Consider the following 20,908-nt stretch of genomic DNA (forward strand, 5'->3'; position numbering starts at 1 on the left):
GATTTACAGTATAATCGGCATAATTTTTTCAATAAACTTCATTAGGAATTTATCAATGATTGAAAATATGCACGAACGGACAAAAGGTCCTGTGTTTAAAATTATTTTTGCCCTAATTTCTGTATCCTTTGTGATTACTGGTATCGGTACAGGATTAGTCGGCGGAGATACATCGGCAGTAAAAGTGAATGGTACGGAAATTAGCCAACAGGCTTTCAATACTGCAAAAAATCGTCAACAAAGTGTGTTAAATGCACAAATGGGCGAGCGTTTTTGGGATTTACTGGATACACCTGAATATGCAAAGCAGTTTAACCAATCCGTACTAAACGGTTTGATTGATGATGAATTATTACGTCAATATGCAAAAGAATTAAAATTAGGTATTAGTGCTGATCAAATTAAAAGTGAAATTGTACATAGCCAAGCATTTCAACAAGACGGTAAATTCAGTAATGATTTATACCAACACACATTGAGAAGTAACGGACTGACGGCAGACGGTTATGCAGCGATTGTTAATGAAGCGATGCTATTCTCACAAATCCAAGAGGGAATTATTGGGAGTAATTTTACTGTTCCGGCACAAAACGAATTATTAGCGAAATTGTTATTACAAAAACGTGAAGTGCGTTTAGCTAACTATTCCGTTGCAAAAGAAGCGGAAAATCAGACCGCTTCAAGTGATGAATTACAGAAATATTATGAAGTCCATAAAGCAGAATTAATCGAACCGGAAAAATTGACGGTTGAATATGTTGCTTTAACGCCGGCTGACGTAGCAAAGAATGTGCAAGTGAATGATGAGCAAATTACGACTTATTATGAAAAAAATAAGGCGGACTATGCAACAAAAGGTGAAGCTCGTGTTGCTCATATTCAATTAGCCAATGAAACTGAGGCAAAAGCTGTAGCGGAAGCGCTTCAAAAAGGAGAGGATTTTGCTACATTAGCAAAAAGTAAATCAACCGATAAATTATCTGCGACACAAGGCGGTGATTTAGGTTGGGCGAAAGCCGGTACCTTCCCTAAAGCGTTTGAAGACGCGGCTGCAACGTTACAAGCCGGTCAGGTTAGTGCGGTTGTGAATGTGGATGGTGCATATCACATCATTAAAGTATTAGAGCGTAAAGGCGAAAAAGTGATTCCGCTTGAGCAAGTGAAAGATCAGATTGCAAAAACCATTCGCCAAGAATTATTGTTAACTGAATATTCTAATATTGCTCGTGAAATGGCGAACAAATCGTTTGAAAATAACGGCAGTTTAGAAGCGGTGGCTCAAGCCGGCGGCGTAAAAGTGCAAAAAACAGCACAATTTACTCAGCAAAATTTACCGGCGGAGCTTAATCATGAAAAAGTGGTCAAAGCCTTATTTAGCGGTGAGTTACGTCAAAACGGTCAAAATTCTGATGCGTTGGATATTGGTACAGAACACGAACCAAAAACGATATTTGTACGTGTAAGTGATTACCAAGCTGAACGAGTTAAAAGTTTTGACGAAGCGAAAAGTGAGCTAGACCTTGCAGTAAAACAGCAGAAAGCAGAACAAGTGCTTCGTACTAAAGCGGAACAACAAGTTAAAGCATTAAATGAAGGTAAATCTGTTGATGTGACTTTTGGTAATCCGCAAACATTAGTTTTTGTACAAGCTGAAAACGATAACCCAGCATTAGCTCAAACCGTTTTTACAATGCCGAAGCCGACTGATAAAGCAGTTTACCAAGTGGCTCAAAATCAGCAAGGTGATGTGATTATTGTTGCATTGGATAAAGTTACAGATGGTAATGTTGATGAGTTTAAGTCATTAGCAAGCCAGTTTAATCAAGCGGAACAGCTTTTATTACGTAATGATTTATTAAAAGACTTACGTGCAAAAGCGAAGATTGAGATTAATGATGATTTTATGGGACAAGCAGAATCATCAAGCCATTAATTTCAATGAATGATAAAATAAGAGAAACGCCTAAAGCCTAAGTTTTAGGCGTTTTTATTTTGTCTTATTTATCTTACTCTATATAATGGCAGATAATTTTATTTATAAAGGTTGGCGTTAGTGGAACTCAATATTAATTTTGCGATTTATTTGCAATTTTTCATTGGATTATTTGCGATAGTAAATCCATTCGGTTCATTGCCGATTTTCTTTAGTATGACTACGCACCAATATGAAGCAGAAAGAAATCATACCAGTTTAGTTACCTCGGTTTCGATTGGTATTATTTTGTTAGTCAGCCTGTTTTTTGGAAAATTGATTTTAGATGCGTTTAGTATCTCGTTAGATTCTTTCCGTGTGGCAGGCGGTTTCCTGATTGTAAGTATTGCAATGACGATGATTAGCGGAAAATTAGGTGAGCATAAACAAAATAAAGAAGAAAAAAATGCTGACGTGAGCGAATACGAGAATATTGGCGTTGTGCCTTTAGCAATGCCGATTATGGCAGGGCCGGGAGCTATTGGTTCTACGATTGTTTGGGGAACGCGCTATAACCATATTACAGATTATATCGGTTTTAGTATTGCAATTATTGCCTTTGCGATAGTGTGTTATACCTTATTCCGTTTTTCCGCACCATTAGTTAAAAAATTAGGTAAAACGGGTTCAAATGTAGTTACTCGTATTATGGGATTAATTCTGATGGCTCTCGGTATTGAAATTATTGTGGCAGGATTGGGTAATTTATTTCCGGTCTTACTTCAATTCACTAGCAGGAGGAATAATGCCATCTTGTAAACAAGCGGTTAAATTCTTGAGAAATCTTACCAGCGTACTCATCGGTTTTATGCTGTTAAGTTGTGACCAAAATTTGCCAGTGAAACAAGCCTCTGTGCCAAAAGTCGAAATATTACCTGAAATTGATCGTACCATTTTAAAACGTGCAATTTATACTAATAGATTTCAGTTAGATCCACATTTTGCCTATTCCTCTGCAGATAGTGCGCCTCTCAGGGATATGCTTGTCGGATTAGTGGCATATAATGAAAAAGGTATTGTGCAACCGGCAGTAGCGAAGACTTGGTTTACTGATAATCATAAAGATTGGTTGTTTATTTTAGATGAAAATGCCAAATGGTCGAACGGGGCTGCTGTAACGGCACAAGATTTTGTATTAAGTTGGCAACGCTTGGCAGACCCTAAAAACGGTTCGCCGTTAGCACCTTATTTAGCTTATATGCAACTGAATAATGCTAAAGCAATATTAGCCGGTGAAAAATCTGTGGTCGAATTGGGTATTAAAGCACTGAATAATTCCACATTACAAATTCAATTAAACAAACCGAATCCGATGTTGCCGAAAATGTTGGCTCATATTGCATTATTACCGACGTTTCAAGGTAAAGCGCCGGATGGGAAACAATTAGTCACAAACGGTGATTATTATTTAACGGCAAATACAGATAAAATGTTGGCTTTGCAAGCGGTCAAAAATAATATGGACTTTGTAAAAGTGGAATATCATCGTATTTCGGTATTACAATCAATTAAACCCTTTGATGTCATTGAAAATCCGCTAGAAGGGCAACAGCATAATATTTGGGAATTTCCACGCTTATGTAACTATTATTATGATTTTAATTTAGCCGATCCACAACTAAGTCGTAAGGAAGTTCGCCAAGCAATTAAAACGATGATTTTATCTACTCGTATTGCTCAACAATATGGTTTAGCCAATCTTTCGGTATTACCCCAAAATATGCTGAAACCAACCCAGCGTCAATGGCATCCATTAGTGATAGAACCCCTGCTGAAACAGGCCGGAATTAGCTCGACTAATCCGTTAAAACTGACGTTAACTTACGATGAACAACATAAACATGCGGAGATTGCGAATCAAATCATTCGTACATTGGGAGAGTCAGATCTTATTAAGATTCAGCCTCAAGCGGTAAATTGGCAACAATTATTAACCTTGAGAGATAAAAAACAGTATCAAATAAGTCGAGCCGGTTGGTGTGCGGATTATTCTGATCCGTTACCATTTTTATTACATTTCCACTCAAAAAGTGCGGATAACAAAAGTAATTATCATAATCCGCAAGTGGATCAACAGTTAGAACAATTACAAAATCAGAATTTAAGCGAGCAAGCAAAAACAGAGCTTATTCAAAGTATCGTAAAACAAATTGATGATGATGTTGCGGTACTTTCGATGTTTCAGTATTATCGCAGAGTGGCATTAGATCCCACCGTTTTAGGTATTGATCTAAATAATGATAGTGAAGTAATTTATAGTAAACACTTATATCGAATGAAACCTAAGGATTAATCGATGAATCAACTTAACGAACAGCAATTAAGTGAAATTAAATTTGTTTTACAAAATTTCACTCATCCAACACTGCAAAAAGATTTAATCGCACTGAATGCGTTTAAGAAAGCGGAATTAGGTGCAGGTATTTTACGCTTAGAATTGACGATGCCGTTTGCTTGGAACAGCGGTTTTGAGGCATTAAAAGCGGAAACGGAAGCGAAGTTTAAACAAATTAGCGGTGCAAATGAGGTAAAATGGATTTTAAATTACCAGATTGCAACCTTAAAACGTGCGAATAATCATCCGGCAGTAAACGGTGTCAAAAATATTATTGCAGTGACTTCAGGCAAAGGCGGTGTAGGTAAATCAACTACCTCAGTAAATCTTGCCTTAGCATTAAAAGCACAGGGGGCAAAAGTAGGTATTTTAGATGCAGATATTTACGGTCCGTCAATTCCACATATGTTAGGTGCTCAGGATCAACGTCCGACTTCTCCGGATAACAAACATATTACACCGGTTGAAGTTTATGGGATTCAATCGAACTCAATCGGCTATTTAATGGCGGAAGATAATGCAACTATTTGGCGTGGACCAATGGCAAGTTCAGCGTTAAGCCAATTATTGAATGAAACGTGGTGGACAGAACTGGATTATCTTGTGATTGACATGCCACCGGGTACGGGCGATATTCAGCTTACCCTTTCACAACAAATTCCAGTAACCGGTGCGGTAGTGGTTACGACGCCACAGGATATTGCATTATTAGATGCAGTAAAAGGGATTTCAATGTTCCAAAAAGTTTCTGTACCGGTATTGGGTGTGATTGAAAATATGAGCGTACATATCTGCCAAAATTGCGGTCACCACGAAGATATTTTCGGCACTGGCGGTGCGGATAAAGTGGCGAAGAAATACGGTACGCAAGTATTAGGACAAATGCCGTTGCATATTCGTTTACGTCAGGATTTAGATGCTGGCACGCCAACAGTTGTGGCAGCACCGGAACACGAAACTAGCCAAGCATACATTGAATTAGCGGCAAAAGTTGCTTCGGAATTATATTGGCAAGGCTCAGTTATTCCGTCTGAAATTATGATCCGTGAAGTGAAATAACACCGAAATATAGAAATACGGGAAAGTAAATAAACAGCCGGTAGGATTTGCAGAAAAATTTGCAATTCCTACCGGTTGTTTGTTAAGTGAGCAATACTTCAAGTTGCTCTTGGTAGTCAAGCCATTCCATTTCAATTTCTTCAACGTTTTTTTTCGCTTCGATTTGCTTCGCAAGTGTTTCGGTTAGTTGAGCTTTATTTTCCGCTTCATAGATTTCGCTTGAAGCTAGTAGTGTTTCGAGCTGATTTAGTTTTTCACTCGCTTTTTCAAGATCTTTTTCTAACTGTGCGATCTTTTTGCGTAATGGTGCGGTTTGTTGGCGTAACTCCGCTTCTAAACGCTTCTGTTCCTTGCGATTTACCGCACTATTATCCGCTTTTTCTTCCGTACAAGCGGTTGAATTTCCTGAATTTTTTGCCGCTTCCAGCGTATTTTGTTCATTTAACCATTTTTGGTAATCATCCAGATCGCCTTTAAATTCTTCGACTTTTTTATTATGTACTAGATAAAATTCATTTACCGTACTACGCAATAAATGACGATCGTGCGAAACTACTACCAGTGAGCCTTCATAATAAGTGAGTGCATCGGTTAGTGCTTGACGCATTTCTAGATCTAAATGGTTGGTCGGTTCGTCCAACAACAGTAAGTTTGGGCGTTGCCATACGATTAACGCTAACACTAAACGAGCTTTTTCTCCACCGGAAAACGAGCCGACATTTTGTTTTACTTTGTCGCCTTTAAAATCAAAACCACCCAAATAATTACGTACTTCTTGTTCGGTCAATTCCGGTGCAATTTTCTGTAAATGCCATAACGGACTTTCATCAAAGCGTAACGTATCCACTTGATGTTGAGCGAAATAACCTAATTGCACACCTTTGGCTAATTGAATATGTCCGGTTTGTGGTGCTAATTCGCTGGCGAGTAATTTAATCAGCGTAGATTTACCTGCACCGTTTCGACCAAGTAAGCCGATACGTGAGCCAGGGACTAAATTCAACTTTACCGATTCTAAAATAGTTTTGTCACCGTAACCTGCGCTGGCTTTTTCCATCATTAATAATGGGCTTGGCAAAGCGAGTGGCGGACGGAATTCAAATTCAAACGGGCTATCCGCATAAGCAGGTGCAATCAGTTCCATTTTTTCCAAGGCTTTGATACGGCTTTGTGCTTGTTTCGCTTTGGTTGCTTTAGCCTTAAAGCGATCGATAAAGCTCTGTAAATGCGCAACTTTACGTTGCTGTTGTGCATAAGCGGCATTTTGTTGTGAGATTTTGGTGGCACGCTGAATTTCAAATGAAGTGTAGTTACCGGTGTAATCATTTAGTTGTTGATTTTCGATATGAATCACGCGATCAATAATCGGATCGAGAAAATCTCGGTCATGGGAAATAAGTAATAGTGTGCCACGATAGTTAGTTAGCCATTTTTCCAGCCAAATCACCGCATCTAAATCCAAGTGGTTAGTTGGTTCATCAAGTAGCAGCAAATCAGAACGGCAGATAAGTGCTTGTGCTAAATTTAAACGCATACGCCAGCCACCCGAGAACGATTTCACCGGTAAGGAAAGTTGTTCGTTAGTGAAGCCTAAACCGTTTAACAAGGTTGCCGCACGAGCTTGAATCGTCCATGCGTCAATCGTATCCAGCTGGGTGTGAATCATGGCAATTTGATTACCGTTATTTTCTTGATTGGCTTTCTCTAATTGGCTCATTAAACCGGTATATTCGCGATCGCCTTGGATCACATAATCCAATGCGGAAATTTCAAGAGCAGGTGTTTCTTGATTTACCCAAGAGATCGCCCAGTTTTTTGGTAGAGAAATATCGCCGCCTTCCGGTTGTAATTCACCTTTCACTAAAGCGAAAAGTGAAGATTTGCCGCAGCCGTTTTTACCAACCAGCCCAACTTTTTGACCGGTATGAATGGTGGCGGAGGTATTTTCTAAAAGGACGGATTGTCCACGTTTTAAGATAAGATCAGTGAAAAAAATCATTATAAGCGGTCTATTTTGATGATAGGTTTACAAAATTAAGCTATTTTACCTTATTTTATGTCATTTGTGAGTTTTGCGATTTTGATCGCAAAATAGCACTCAAACACTGGTGTTTTATTCATCTTCTTTTTACATTTATCACGATGAAAAAAGGAGAAATTATGTGGAATTTATTTTGTTTTCCAACTAAAAAAGAAACGGTAGAAGCTTGGGCGAAAATGTTGGAGGACTTTGCTAAAGTTTCAATTATTGCTTTGCCGGTGGTATTCTTCGGCAAAGAAAGTTTGATCTTTAAGGCTTTTGGTATTGGAGGCTTGATTTTGATTGCTTATTGTAGTCTAATCATTGCAAAATATACTCGAGAGAAAATGAGTGAACTAATCTTTAAGGAGGAAAATGTATGAATGTAGAAATGATTATTTTTTTATATTTAATGGCATTTGCTCTGATTGCTTTTGGTTATAAATTGAAAAAAACAGTAGAGAAAATTGAAAAGCAACAATCTAATCAGCATTAATCAAATAAAGGGCGTATTTACGCCCTTTATCGTTTTATACATTACATTTTAAGGTATTAAAAAAGAGTTATGGCATTACTCCCTTTATCCGAAGCGTTAGCCAATATGTTGGAGCGCTTACCTTCCCCCACTAAAATCGAAAATTTACCGCTTAATCAATGTGCTAACCGTATTTTAGCAGAAGACATATTTTCCCCGATTAACGTACCGAGCTTTGATAATTCAGCAATGGACGGCTATGCGTGTCGTTTAGCGGATCTTGCTCAATTTGAACGTTTAACCGTAGCCGGTAAATCTTTTGCCGGTAATCTGTTTAACGGCGAAGTAAAAGCTGGCGAATGTGTTCGCATTATGACCGGTGCAATGGTACCGGCGGACTGCGATGTAGTGGTGATGCAAGAAGATACGGAAGTAGAAACACTTACAAGCGGTCAAATTTTAGTGAAATTTTGCAAAACGCCGAAGCTCGGGCAAAACATTCGCCGAATTGGTGAAGACGTAAAACAAGGCGCATTGGTGTTAGCGAAAGGCAGTTTATTAAATGTGACCACTTTGCCGTTATTAGCTTCGTTAGGTATTGCACAAGTGCCGGTATTTAGCCGTTTAAAAGTTGCAATTCTTTCCACCGGCGATGAACTAACTTCGGTTGGTCAGCCGCTTGAGCAAGGCAAAATTTATGATACCAACCGTTTTGCGGTGCGTTTAATGTTAGAAAAACTCAATTGTGAGATTTTAGATTTTGGTATTTTACCGGATGATCCGGCAGTATTTGAACAAACATTTAATCAAGCACAACAGCAAGCAGATGTATTAATTACCAGCGGCGGCGTGTCGGTCGGCGAAGCGGATTTTACCAAAGACGTGTTAGAAAAACTGGGTGAAATTGGTTTTTGGAAAATTGCGATGAAACCGGGTAAACCGTTTGCTTTCGGTAAATTGCAACACGCTTGGTTCTTCGGTTTACCGGGTAATCCGGTTTCGGCTTTAGTCACTTTTTACCAATTAGTGCAACCGGCGTTAGCTAAATTAGCTGGTGTGAATGTGGAGCGTATTGCAAATCTTACTCAAAATTTAACCGCTATTGCCGATACAAATTTGAAAAAAACGGTGGGACGACAAGATTTCCAACGTGGCTTCTATTATGTTAATCAACAGGGAGAAGTGGCGGTACGTCCGGTCGGTTCGCAAGGTTCGCATATTTTTAGTGCTTTTTATGAAAGCAACTGTTTTATTGTATTAGAAGCGGAACGAGGCAATGTAAATACCGGTGAAAAAGTGACGATTCAGCCGTTTAACAGTTTATTGAGATAGTGAGTGAATATGGAACTTAGCGATCAGGAAATGTTACGCTATAACCGTCAAATTATTTTAAAAAGTGTTGATTTTGACGGACAAGAAAAGTTAAAAGCAAGTAGCGTATTAATTGTTGGTTTAGGTGGTTTGGGGTGTAGTGCAGCACAATATCTCGCTTCCGCTGGTGTTGGGCATTTGATTTTGGTGGATTTTGATGAAGTATCATTATCCAATTTACAACGCCAAATTTTGCATACGGATGTGAATATCGGTCAACCGAAAGTGGAATCAGCAAAAGCACGTTTAAGCCTAATCAATCCGCATATTCAGCTTGAAGCGATTAATAAACAATGTAGTGATGCCGAATTTGCCGAGCTGATTGAGCGAGTGGATTTAGTGGTGGACTGTACCGATAATGTTGCGGTGAGAAATCAGCTGAATTTGCAATGTTTTGTGCAAAAACGACCGCTTGTTTCCGGTTCAGCGATTCGTTTTGAAGGACAAATTTCAGTCTTTACCTATGCGGAAAATGAGCCTTGTTATAACTGTTTGAGTCAATTATTCGGTGACGGCACTTTAAGTTGTGTGGAAGCTGGTGTGATTGCACCAATCGTTGGTGTGGTGGGGAGCTTACAAGCGTTGGAAGCAATTAAATTATTGCTGAATATCGGTAAAAGTTTATCCGGAAAATTATTGATGGTTGACGGATTACATTTTTCAGTAAGAGAAATGACCTTGCCAAAACTTAAAGATTGTGAAATTTGTTGTCAATAAATTGCTAACATTCAAGATGTGCAAAGAATTGACAAGTTAGGTTATAGTGTTTGACGCTAAAACGGTTTAGCGATACCATGGCTCTCGTTTTGTTCCTCCTTAGTTCAGTCGGTAGAACGGTGGACTGTTAATCCATATGTCGCAGGTTCGAGTCCCGCAGGAGGAGCCAACTAATTTCCTTTAGTTTTGCTTTTGTTCTTGTTTTATTTGTCTCCTTTTATAAAACAGTGATTCATACCTCCAGAATTAGAACAAAAGAATTTGCCCCGTAGGTTTTCTACGGGGTTTCTTTTTTTCTATATCCTTTCAAAATCTTTCCAATATTTTCAAATTTTTCCACCACAGAACGCTTACCAATTAATTTTTGTTTAAGTTATCCTGTGGCGAAGAATTAATTATTTTGTAAATAATGAAATCGATTCCAAATGTCCGGTATGTGGGAACATATCGATCATGGCCGCTTTTTGTAGTTTATAGCCGGCTTGAATCAGTTTCTCCGCATCTCGGACTAATGTGGCAGGGTTGCAGGAAACATAAACGATCGTTTCGGGATTCAATGTAGCTAAGTGATCCAAACAGAAAAATGCACCGTTACGTGCCGGATCTAATAATACTTTGTTGAATGGCTCACTTGCCCACGGTTTATCGGCAAAAGGCTCATCTAGGTTGGTTTGGTAAAATGCTAGGTTTTTTAGACCGCTTGTAGCTTGATTCTGCTTGGCTTGTGCAACCATCGGCTGAACGCCTTCTACACCCACAACAAAGCCGGCTTGTTTAGCGATGGGTAAGGTAAAATTGCCCATACCGCAGAATAAATCCAATACGCGATCTTGTGCGGAAAGATTGAGCCATTCCAGTGCTTTATCCACCATTTTTTCATTTAATTTGCCATTCACTTGAATGAAATCACGAATCGAAAAGCCCAGTTTAACGCCGTGAATTTGGTAGTAGGGCGCTTCGCCACTTAATTGAACGATGTCGTTTTCAGCGGTCATCACAAACAATGAAAGTGAATATTGTTCAGCAAACTGTTGCAAATTTTGGCTATCTTGCGGATGGAGTTGTCCTACGTTACGCACCAACATCGCAATAGTATTATCCGCTTGAACCAGTTCAATATGTCCAAGCGTCTTTTTGTTCTGCCACGTGTTAAATAGGCTTTGCAACGGCTTGATAAGCTGAGAAAGTAGTTCTACCAACACTTCACAATGTTCAAGCGGTATGATTTGGTTTGAATTTTGCATTCTAAAACCAATTGCTAACTGATTATTTTGTAACGCAATACTCAATTTGGCTCGGCGGCGATAGCTTTTATCATTGCCGACAATCATTGGCTGAAAATCAATCGGCTGTGATTGCAGTTTCTGTAAGCGTTGAAAAAGTGCCTGCTGTTTGGTTTCACGCTGTAAATCTAGCGGAATATGTTGCATTTGGCAGCCGCCGCATTTGCCGTAGAGTGTGCAGCTCGGCTGTTGGCGTTCGGCGGATGGTTTTAAAATTTTAACCGCTTTTGCCCGTCCGTATTGGCGTTTTTCTTCCAATACACGGATTTCAACTTGTTCGTTAGGTAAGGCATTTTCGATAAACCACGTTTTTCCGTCAATTTTCGCCACACCTAAGCCTTGGTAGTCCAAAGATTGAATAGTAACCGGTGGACAAGCGGTCGTTTTTGCCGATTTTTTTGTTTGTTGCTTTGCAGCTTTTTCAGAGTAGAACAGAGCCATTTTTAGTGTAAAATCAAATTCGTAAAGTCAGTTATTATATATGAAAAAGGGGGGAAGATGATTTCTAATGTTTGGGCCGAACGTTTTTTGGCGGATAAAAAACGGGAGCAAGACCACCGTTCACCATTTCAGCGAGATCGTGCGAGAATTTTACATTCCGAAGCCTTTCGTTGCCTGCAAGCTAAAACGCAGATTCACGCAGTCGGTGAAGATGATTTTTACCGTACTCGCTTGACCCATTCACTTGAAGTGGCACAGATTGGTAGTAGTATTCGTGCGAAATTATTGCGAGAGAAACAAGCTTTTCAAGCGGTTGTTTCTGAGCCCAAATTTGCAAATTTAGCCGAAAATCTGACCGCTCTATTACCGTCTCGTAGTTTGATTGAATCACTTTGTTTTGCTCACGACATCGGACACCCTCCATTCGGACACGGCGGCGAGATGGCACTCAATTATAAAATGCGTGCGTATGGCGGTTTTGAAGGTAACGCCCAGTCATTTAGGATCGTTACCCAACTTGAACCTTATACACCGCAACACGGTATGAATCTCACACGCAGAACCTTGTTAGGCATCATTAAATATCCGGCACTGCTTGAAGAAACCGAACCGCAAACACGTCCGCAATTTGCCGAGTCGCCCTATATTAATTTGCACCAATTTAAAACCTGTAAGGGCATATTTAGCGATGATCTAACCTTTTTCGATTGGGTATTAGCGCCGTTAAGCGATCAAGATCGTAAGTTACTACGTACGATAAGTTTCAGTAAAGATCCGCTTGAACCGCATAAAACGCAATATAAATCGTTGGATTGCAGCATTATGGAACTTGCCGATGATATTGCCTACGGCGTACACGATTTGGAAGATGCGATTGCTGGTGGTATGGTCACGCCACAATCATGGCAACAGGCAGAGCAACAATTAGCACAATGTTCTTCTAGTTGGATTCAAACGATTTTACCGACCCTTAGCCAGAAATTATTTGCACAACATCGTTATGAACGTAAAGATGTAATCGGGGCGTTAGTCAATTATTTTGTGACCAATGTCCAATGGCGTGAGCAACCGGGTTTTGATGAGCCGTTATTACGTTTTAATGCGTATTTACCGGATGATGTGAAATGTGTGCTGGAAATTTTAAAACGCTTTGTGTATCAATATGTGATTTGTGATGTAAAAACCCAAAGGGTAGAATACAAAGGTCAGCGTATTTTAATGGCATTGTTCGATATGTTAAGCACTGATCCGGAGCGTTTATTGCCACAAAATATTGCGTTACGTTGGCAACAAGCGGAACAGGCAAAACGCCCTCGGGTAATTTGCGATTATCTAGCCAGTATGTCAGATGGACAAGCGTTTAAACTTTATCAAAGTTTATAATCGCTCGCCTGTTTTATCAGATAAAATTTAGATTGTTTATTCATTAGCCGCTTTATTTATAAAGCGGTTTTTTTCATAGAAAATTTGCAAATTTTCCGAATAATCCGACCGCTTAAAGTCTGAAATTTGCTAGAATAGACGTTAATTTATAAGTAGGAGAAATGATTAAAAAATGTTCGTAATAGGGCAACGCTGGATCAGCGAATCAGAAAATAATTTAGGTTTAGGGATTGTAACGGCAAGTGATAATCGTACCGTTACCATTCAATTCCTGGCGGCAGAGGAAGAGCGTATTTATGCACTTTCGGTTGCACCTTTAACACGTGTGCAATTTCAAAAAGGCGATCGCATTAATAGTGTGGAAGGTTGGCAGTTAGATGTCGAAGAGGTTGTTGAGAACCAAGGGTTTATAATCTATTTAGGTAAACGAACGGATTCCGGTGAAGAAACTGTATTACCTGAAATGCAGTTAGACCATAAAGTGAGCTTCAGCAAGCCGCAAGACCGTTTATTTTCAGCACAAATTGATCGTTCTGATCGTTTTGCCTTACGTTATCGAGCATTACAGCACCAACAAGCCCAATTCCAATCGCCGTTACGTGGTATGCGAGGTATTCGTGCGAGCTTAATTCCGCACCAATTACATATCGCTAAAGAAGTCGGACAGCGTGTTGCACCTCGTGTGTTATTAGCGGATGAAGTTGGTTTAGGTAAAACCATTGAAGCCGGTATGATTTTACAGCAACAGCTTTTCTCAGGTAGAGTTGAGCGTGTATTAGTGCTTGTGCCGGAAAGTTTGCAGCATCAATGGTTAGTTGAAATGTTACGCCGTTTCAACTTGAAATTCTCATTATTTGATGAAGAACGTTGTGGCGATTTTGATAAAGCGGATGAAGACGGTAATGATGTCAGCGAAAATCCGTTTGATAGCGAAGCGTTAGTGATCGCTTCAATCGACTGGTTAGAAACTTCGCCGAACCGTGCGAAACAAGTCTTGGCAAGTAATTGGGATATGCTGATCGTGGATGAAGCACATCACTTAGCATGGTCGGACAACGAACCGAGTGTTGGCTATCAATTTGTTGAGCAGTTATCAAAACAGACACCGGCTGTATTGCTATTAACAGCAACGCCTGAGCAATTAGGGCAAGAAAGCCATTTTGCCCGTTTAGCATTATTGGATTCAGATCGTTTCTATGATTACCACAGTTTCGTTGCCGAACAAAAAGATTACAAACCGGTAGCGGATGCAGTAGCGACTTTATTGAATGATAAACCGTTAAGTCATGACGAACAAAATAGTATTGCCGAATTACTGAGCGAGAAAGATACCGAACCGATGTTTAAGGTGATTAATAGCGAAAAATCGAAAGAAAATGACCGCTTACAAGTGCGTCAAGAATTAATTCATGAGCTGATTGATCGCCATGGCACCAGCCGTGTGTTATTCCGTAATACACGTCAGGGTGTGAAAGGTTTTCCACACCGTATGTATCATCAAATTACCTTGGAAATGCCGAGTCAATATACCAATGCGTTAAAAGTGATGGGGATGATGGGCGGTGTAACCAAAGATGATCAGCTTTATCCGGAACGTTTATTCCAACGTATGAATCCGGCGGTAAAATGGGCGGATTTTGATCCTCGTATCGAATGGTTGATTACCTTCTTAAAAAATCACCGTGATGAGAAAATCTTAGTTATTTGTAAGCAAGCGGATACAGCGATTGCGTTAGAACAAATTTTACGTGAACGTGAAGCGATTCGTTCGGCAGTGTTCCACGAAAAAATGTCGATTGTAGAACGTGACAGAGCTTCCGCTTACTTTGCCCAAATGGAAGAGGGCGCACAGGTATTGATTAGTTCAAGTATCGGATCGGAAGGGCGTAACTTCCAATTTGCGAGTAATTTAGTTCTGTTCAATTTACCGGATAATCCGGACTTATTAGAACAAAGTATCGGACGTTTAGATCGTATTGGTCAGAAAAATGACATTCAGATTCATGTACCGTGTTTTGAAAATTCAATGCAGATGATATTAGCGACTTGGTATCATCAAGGTTTAAATGCGTTTGAAGAAACCTGTCCGATGGGCGCTGCGTTATTCCGTGAATTCGGCGAAGAGTTGGAAATCTTCCTGAAGAACCCGCAAGCGGTCGGATTTGACGAATTTCTTGCAAAAACCTTTAAGCGCCAACAACAGTTGAAAGCGGAATTAGAGCAAGGACGAGATCGTTTGCTTGAGCTAAATTCAAATGGCGGCGAAGCTGCACAGGAACTTGCTGAAGCGATTGCGAAAGAAGATAATAGCCCGCATTTAGTCAATTTTGCTTTGAGTTTATTTGATGTTATCGGCTTAGAACAGGAAGATTTAGGTGAGCAGTCTATCGTAATTAGCCCGACCGGTCATATGCTTGTACCTGACTTCCCGGGAATTGCAGAAGACGGTACGACAGTGACCTTTGATCGTCAGCTTGCCTTAATGCGAGAAGATGTCGAGTTTTTAACTTGGGATCACCCAATGATTCGCAACGGTATTGATTTGATTACTTCCGGCGACATCGGTAAATCGGCAATTTCGTTACTGATTAATAAACACTTACCGGCAGGTACTTTATTGCTTGAAGCGATTTATATGGTCGAGACACAAGCACCGAAAGGTTTGAATCTGACCCGTTTCTTACCGCCGACACCGGTACGTATCCTATTAGATAATAAAGGTAACGATATAGCGGCTCAAGTGTCGTTTGCAGGGCTTGAGAAGCAGTTAAAACCAGTGAATAAACAAATGGCAAATAAAATTGCGAAAATGGCACAAGCGGATATTAAAAAATTAATTAGTATCAGCGAGCAAAAAATCGCAGCCAAATTACCGGAATTAATCGAAAAAGCTAGCCAAGATGCAGATAGTACCTTAAGTGCGGAATTACAGCGTTTGACCTCGTTACAAGCGGTGAATAAAAATATTCGTGCTGATGAAATTGATGCTCTGGAAAAGCAACGCGTTGAATCGCTGAATCAAATTGCATTAGCAAATTGGCGTTTAGATAGCTTACGTGTCATTGTAAGTAATAAAGAATAGGGTATTTATCACGGAATAGACCGAAACCACGACAAGCGGGAATTTGCAGAAAAAGCTCAAAATTCACCGCTTGTTTCTTGTATTCGTCCATTCCGTGTTTTTTATGGTAAGAAAAATGGCATTAATTGAATATCATCCCCCACTTGAACCGTTTTTAACGGAAGTTTATCGTGATAATCATATTTTAGTGATTAATAAACCGAGTGGTTTGCTTTCCGTACCGGGCAATCGTCCGGAATATTATGATAGTGCAATGACTCGTGTACAGCAGAAATACGGCTTTACCGAACCTGCACACCGCTTGGATATGGCGACTAGCGGTATTCTGTTATTCGCACTCAGTAAAGCGGCGGAAAAAGAGTTAAAGCGTCAATTTCGTGAACGAGAGCCGAAAAAGCATTATATTGCTTTGCTTTGGGGAAAATTAGGTGAAAAGGTCGGTGATACCGGCGAAATGAATTTTCCACTGATTTGTGACTGGGAAAATCGCCCTCGTCAGAAAATTTGTTATGAACGAGGCAAAAAGGCGATTACGCATTACGAAGTATTGGCTCATTTACCAAATAATACCACTCGAGTGAAGCTTACCCCGATTACCGGTCGTTCACATCAGCTAAGAGTGCATTCGCTTGCGCTAGGACATCCGATTCTCGGTGATAAATTTTATGCTAATCCGTTAGCCAAAAGTTTATCGCCTCGTTTATGTCTACATGCAGAAAGCTTAACCATTACACACCCTGTTACAGGCAATGAAATGACCTTTACTGCACAAGCTGAATTTTGATGAATTTAAATTATTTTATAAAACCACTTTACATATATTGAATTTTTATTTACAATGTTTGCGTTTTATAACGAATAACTTTGTTATAGAGCAAGTCATCATCCAAATGACTTAGAAAATTTTATTCATTCCTAATATTGGCTAGGTTTAATACCTAGCCTTTTTTATATTCTAAAATTGTTTAAAATAGATGCGATTTAATATCATAAAAAATATATATTAGAATATATTCCTATTTAAACTTTGATATAAAATAATCTTATGAAAGATAACTGTTATTTTATAAAAAAATACCTTGTGATTATTTAAAATTAGATTAGACTTAGTCATAGTTAATTCGGCAATGTTATATCTGTTGTGAGATAAAGATCGTCAAATAACTAAGAAAATTTTATTCATTATATTATATTTGGGCTAGCTAATTTATCTAGCCCATTTTTTTTATGTTTAATTATAACTTTAGTTGATAGAGTTTAAATAAAGTTGAATATTTATTAATATATTTTAAGAAATAAGTTTTTTGTAGTAAGTCCAGTCGAAATATTGACCGGGATCGATTTTACGTGCTGGTGCAATATCACAATGTCCAGCTATTCGTTGTAAAGTAATGTCAGGATATTTTCCCATTAATGCTTTAGTTAATTGTGCTAATGATTGATATTGTGCCTCGGTAAACGGTTGATTATTACTGCCTTCCAATTCAATCCCTATCGAATATTCATTACATTTATCTCGTCCGTTAAATTCGGATAATCCTGCATGCCATGCCATATCGTTGAAGTTTACGTATTGGGTAATTTTGCCCTCTCGATTGATTAAGCAATGTGCTGAAACACGTAAATCTTTGATTTCTTCAAAATAAGGATGAATGGTTGGATCTAACTTTCCTTGAAAAAAATCGTCGATAAAATTCCCACCGAATTGTTCCGGTGGCAAGCTGATATAGTGAATCACTAATAGTGAGATATCATTAGGTATCGGGCGAATATTGAAATGAGGAGAGGGAACTTGTTTTTGATGTATAAGTTTGCCGTTTTTAATCGTAAGATCCATATATATCCTTTCTATTATTACTTGAATAAGTGAGTGACAGCTTGTGTGATTTCTCTGTGTTTTCTGTACTATTCCGTGTTAAAATCAACGAATTAACTTATTGAAAAAAGAGAAAATTATGCTTAGTTATCGCCATAGCTTCCATGCAGGCAACCACGCCGATGTTGTGAAACATATTGTTCAGCTTTTGATTTTACAATCATTAAAACAGAAAGATAAGGGCTTTCTTTATCTTGATACCCATTCCGGTGTTGGTCGTTATAGCTTATTGAGTGCGGAATCAGAGAAAACTAGTGAATATTTGGAAGGTGTCGCTCGTTTATGGGAACGTACGGATTTACCGGAAGAAGTAGCGCTATACATTAATGAACTGAAAAAAATTAATAAAGGCGATAAGTTACGTTATTACGCAGGTTCTCCTTTGTTGGCGGTTAATCAGTTACGCCCACAAGATCGTGCAATTTTAACCGAGCTACATCCGAATGATTTTCCATTATTACGCCAAGAATTTGCCAAGAAAGCGAATGTGGTGACTAAACGTGAAAACGGTTTTCAGCAATTAAAATCCGCATTACCGCCGAAAGAGCGTCGTGGGTTTGTGTTAATCGATCCGCCGTATGAATTAAAAGAAGATTATGAGTTGGTGGTGAAAGCGATTGAAGAAGGTTATAAACGTTTTGCGACAGGCATTTATGCGATTTGGTATCCAGTCGTGTTACGTCAGCATACGAAACGTATTGTGCGTGGTTTAGTTGATTCAGGAATCCGTAAGATTTTACAAATTGAATTGGCGGTACGACCGGATTCAGACCAACGAGGTATGACCGCAAGCGGTATGATAGTGATTAACCCGCCTTGGCAATTAGAAAGTCAGATGAAAAAAGTGCTGCCGTATCTTGCAGAAGTTTTAGTTCCTGAAGGGACTGCTTCGTGGACAGTGAGTTGGATCACACCGGAATAATTTGAGTAGCCACAGATAACACAAATAAACGGAAGTTTCCGTGAAAAGCCGTGTTATCTGTGGTTTTTTATATAAGGAAACAACATGGAACAATATAAACACGATTTTATTGAATTTGCATTAAGCCGTAATGTTTTAAAATTTGGTGAATTTACCCTAAAATCGGGTAGAAAAAGCCCGTATTTTTTTAATGCAGGCTTATTTAACACTGGTAGAGATCTTGCCAAACTCGGTGAGTTTTATGCACAAGCGATCCAAGCAAGTGGTCTAAATTTTGATGTTCTTTTCGGGCCGGCTTATAAAGGTATCCCGATCGCGACTACGGTTGCCGTTGCGTTAGTAAACCAATTTGATGTGGACAAACCTTGCTGTTTTAACCGTAAAGAAGCGAAAGATCACGGAGAGGGCGGTAATCTTATCGGTTCACCGTTAAAAGGCAGAATCTTATTGGTTGATGATGTGATTACTGCCGGCACAGCAATTCGTGAGTCAATGGAAATTATTAATGCAAACCAAGCGGAATTAGCCGGTGTATTGATTGCGTTAAACCGTAAAGAAAAAGGCAAAGGTGAACTTTCTGCGATTCAAGAAGTTGAACGTGATTACTGCTGTCAAGTTTTCTCAATTGTTGATTTTGATGACTTATTACAATTTATTGAAAAATCCGAACAATATGCACCGTATTTAACAGCAATGAAAGCATACCGTGAACAATACGGCGTGTAATTATTATGAATTTTATTCATCATAAATGTAGATAATTTTCATCCGAAAAAAGCCTGGACTGGGCTTGTTCTAAATTAAAATTTCCCTTAAATTAATCTCAGTGATAACAAATAAGAATATACGGAGTAAAAAATGGCAAATCAAACATTACCTTTTCACGCTGATACAGTAGGTTCGTATTTAAGAACAGATACGTGGAAAAAAGCGCACGCAGATTACAAAGCAGGCAAAATCTCACTTGAGCAACGTGATGAAATTGTTGAAGAAGAAGTAAAAAAATTAGTACAAGCACAATTAGATGCGGGTATTCAAGTGGTAACAGACGGTGAGTTCCATCGTTCTTGGTGGCATATCGATTTCTTAGAAAACTTGAACGGAATCGAAGGTTATGTACCTGAAAAAGCCTATGCATTCAAAGGTGTAGAAGTACGTCCGTATAACACGCGTTGCTGCGGTAAAGTATCTTGGAATCCAAACCATCCATTCCTTGAACATTTTAAAAAATTCAATGCGATTGTTGCAGGCCGAGCGGTAGCAAAATTCACCATTCCAAGCCCGAACCAATTAATGTATCCGGCACAATGGGATCACGGTGTTTACGCAACTCGTGAAGAATTTGCTAAAGATGTGCAGCAGGCTTATAAAGATGCAATTAAAGCATTTTATGATGCAGGTTGCCGTTATTTGCAAATTGATGATGTGTATTGGGGATCGCTCTGTAATAATTATCAACAGCCGACTTTTGAAGCGGATAAAGCGCAAGCGGTTGCGAATATTCAAGCGATTTTAGCAGACAAACCGGCAGATTTAACCGTTACGACTCACGTTTGCCGTGGTAACTATAAATCGTCTTATTTATTAGAAGGTGCTTACGATCCAATCGCTGACGGTTTATTCGGTCAAACTAATTATGACGGTTACTTCTTAGAATATGATGATGAGCGTTCTGGAGGTTTTGAGCCGTTAAAACACTTTGCGAATAATAAAGGTCGTGTGGTGTTAGGTTTAGTGAGTTCAAAATTCCCGGAATTGGAAGACAAAGAAGTGATCAAAGCACGTATTGCGGAAGCAGCGAAATATGTACCGCTTGAGCAACTTTGCTTAAGTCCGCAATGTGGTTTCGCTTCAACTGAAGAAGGTAATGTGATGACTGAAGCACAACAATGGGCGAAAGTACGTCACGTAGAAGAAATTGCGAAAGAAGTATGGGGCGAAGATTAATTCTTCATTTGCAGCTTTTTAAGTA

The 20,908-nt window shown here is 39.1% G+C and carries 16 protein-coding genes and 1 tRNA gene; 14 read left to right on the plus strand and 3 right to left on the minus strand.

Translation table 11 applies throughout. The features are described from left to right. The first annotated feature begins 55 nt into the window (after positions 1–55). From ppiD to apbC, 4 genes are all read left to right on the plus strand, one after another. Positions 56–1,933, plus strand: coding sequence for a peptidylprolyl isomerase (ppiD, locus tag NYR60_RS01715; RefSeq protein WP_279467419.1), 1,878 nt, complete (start codon positions 56–58; stop codon positions 1,931–1,933). Between the two features lie 120 nt (positions 1,934–2,053). Continuing rightward, positions 2,054–2,731 (plus strand): YchE family NAAT transporter, encoded by a 678-nt coding sequence (locus tag NYR60_RS01720; RefSeq protein ID WP_279467420.1) that lies wholly within the window; start codon positions 2,054–2,056, stop codon positions 2,729–2,731. Further along, positions 2,718–4,265 (plus strand): peptide ABC transporter substrate-binding protein, encoded by a 1,548-nt coding sequence (locus NYR60_RS01725; protein ID WP_279467422.1) that lies wholly within the window; start codon positions 2,718–2,720, stop codon positions 4,263–4,265. Before NYR60_RS01720 ends, NYR60_RS01725 begins: the two co-directional genes overlap by 14 nt. Before the next feature lie 3 nt (positions 4,266–4,268). Then, the gene (gene apbC, locus NYR60_RS01730) at positions 4,269–5,366 is read left to right on the plus strand and encodes an iron-sulfur cluster carrier protein ApbC (RefSeq protein ID WP_279467423.1); all 1,098 of its coding nucleotides are present in this window, start codon (positions 4,269–4,271) and stop codon (positions 5,364–5,366) included. Between the two features lie 82 nt (positions 5,367–5,448). Here apbC and NYR60_RS01735 read toward each other — a convergent pair whose 3' ends face one another. Next, a complete protein-coding gene (locus tag NYR60_RS01735; protein ID WP_279467424.1) occupies positions 5,449–7,365 on the minus strand; it encodes an ABC transporter ATP-binding protein in 1,917 nt (638 codons plus the stop codon). 161 nt (positions 7,366–7,526) lie between these two features. Here NYR60_RS01735 and NYR60_RS01740 point away from each other — a divergent pair, with 161 nt between their 5' ends. The 4 genes from NYR60_RS01740 to NYR60_RS01755 all read left to right on the plus strand — a co-directional run bounded on the left by NYR60_RS01740 (position 7,527) and on the right by NYR60_RS01755 (position 10,118). Beyond that, positions 7,527–7,769 (plus strand): hypothetical protein, encoded by a 243-nt coding sequence (locus tag NYR60_RS01740; protein WP_279467425.1) that lies wholly within the window; start codon positions 7,527–7,529, stop codon positions 7,767–7,769. 182 nt (positions 7,770–7,951) lie between these two features. Next, positions 7,952–9,193 carry a molybdopterin molybdotransferase MoeA gene (gene moeA, locus NYR60_RS01745; protein ID WP_279467427.1) on the plus strand — a complete coding sequence of 414 codons (1,242 nt, stop codon included), beginning with the start codon at positions 7,952–7,954 and terminating at the stop codon, positions 9,191–9,193. 9 nt (positions 9,194–9,202) lie between these two features. Beyond that, the gene (gene moeB, locus NYR60_RS01750; RefSeq protein ID WP_279467428.1) at positions 9,203–9,949 is read left to right on the plus strand and encodes a molybdopterin-synthase adenylyltransferase MoeB; all 747 of its coding nucleotides are present in this window, start codon (positions 9,203–9,205) and stop codon (positions 9,947–9,949) included. Between the two features lie 93 nt (positions 9,950–10,042). Further along, positions 10,043–10,118, plus strand: a tRNA-Asn gene (locus NYR60_RS01755). Positions 10,119–10,344: 226 nt separating this feature from the next. Here NYR60_RS01755 and rlmD read toward each other — a convergent pair. Next, positions 10,345–11,673: a 23S rRNA (uracil(1939)-C(5))-methyltransferase RlmD gene (gene rlmD / locus NYR60_RS01760; RefSeq protein WP_279467430.1), complete on the minus strand. Its 1,329-nt coding sequence runs from the start codon at positions 11,671–11,673 to the stop codon at positions 10,345–10,347. A 57-nt stretch (positions 11,674–11,730) separates the two neighbouring features. Between rlmD and NYR60_RS01765 the strand changes: the two genes are divergently transcribed. The 3 genes from NYR60_RS01765 to rluA all read left to right on the plus strand — a co-directional run bounded on the left by NYR60_RS01765 (position 11,731) and on the right by rluA (position 16,922). Continuing rightward, positions 11,731–13,056, plus strand: coding sequence for an anti-phage deoxyguanosine triphosphatase (locus tag NYR60_RS01765; protein WP_279467431.1), 1,326 nt, complete (start codon positions 11,731–11,733; stop codon positions 13,054–13,056). A 172-nt stretch (positions 13,057–13,228) separates the two neighbouring features. Beyond that, positions 13,229–16,138, plus strand: coding sequence for an RNA polymerase-associated protein RapA (rapA, locus tag NYR60_RS01770; protein WP_279467433.1), 2,910 nt, complete (start codon positions 13,229–13,231; stop codon positions 16,136–16,138). Between the two features lie 115 nt (positions 16,139–16,253). Then, positions 16,254–16,922 (plus strand): bifunctional tRNA pseudouridine(32) synthase/23S rRNA pseudouridine(746) synthase RluA, encoded by a 669-nt coding sequence (gene rluA, locus NYR60_RS01775; RefSeq protein ID WP_279467434.1) that lies wholly within the window; start codon positions 16,254–16,256, stop codon positions 16,920–16,922. Between the two features lie 504 nt (positions 16,923–17,426). On the opposite strand, the gene ampD is transcribed toward rluA, so the two are convergent. Beyond that, complete coding sequence (gene ampD / locus NYR60_RS01780; RefSeq protein ID WP_279467435.1) at positions 17,427–17,975, minus strand: 1,6-anhydro-N-acetylmuramyl-L-alanine amidase AmpD; 549 nt, start codon at positions 17,973–17,975, stop codon at positions 17,427–17,429. A 118-nt stretch (positions 17,976–18,093) separates the two neighbouring features. Here ampD and NYR60_RS01785 point away from each other — a divergent pair, with 118 nt between their 5' ends. The 3 genes from NYR60_RS01785 (at position 18,094) to NYR60_RS01795 (ending at position 20,883) form a co-directional block, all read left to right on the plus strand. Further along, complete coding sequence (locus NYR60_RS01785) at positions 18,094–18,936, plus strand: 23S rRNA (adenine(2030)-N(6))-methyltransferase RlmJ (protein ID WP_279467436.1); 843 nt, start codon at positions 18,094–18,096, stop codon at positions 18,934–18,936. A gap of 84 nt (positions 18,937–19,020) precedes the next feature. Then, entirely contained in the window at positions 19,021–19,662 is a 642-nt protein-coding gene (gene pyrE, locus NYR60_RS01790; protein ID WP_279467437.1) for an orotate phosphoribosyltransferase, read from the plus strand. Between the two features lie 132 nt (positions 19,663–19,794). Beyond that, the gene (locus NYR60_RS01795) at positions 19,795–20,883 is read left to right on the plus strand and encodes a 5-methyltetrahydropteroyltriglutamate--homocysteine S-methyltransferase (protein WP_279467438.1); all 1,089 of its coding nucleotides are present in this window, start codon (positions 19,795–19,797) and stop codon (positions 20,881–20,883) included. Positions 20,884–20,908 lie beyond the last annotated feature (25 nt).

The organism is Actinobacillus genomosp. 2, from assembly GCF_029773605.1.
In the GTDB taxonomy this organism is placed as follows: Bacteria; Pseudomonadota; Gammaproteobacteria; order Enterobacterales; family Pasteurellaceae; genus Actinobacillus.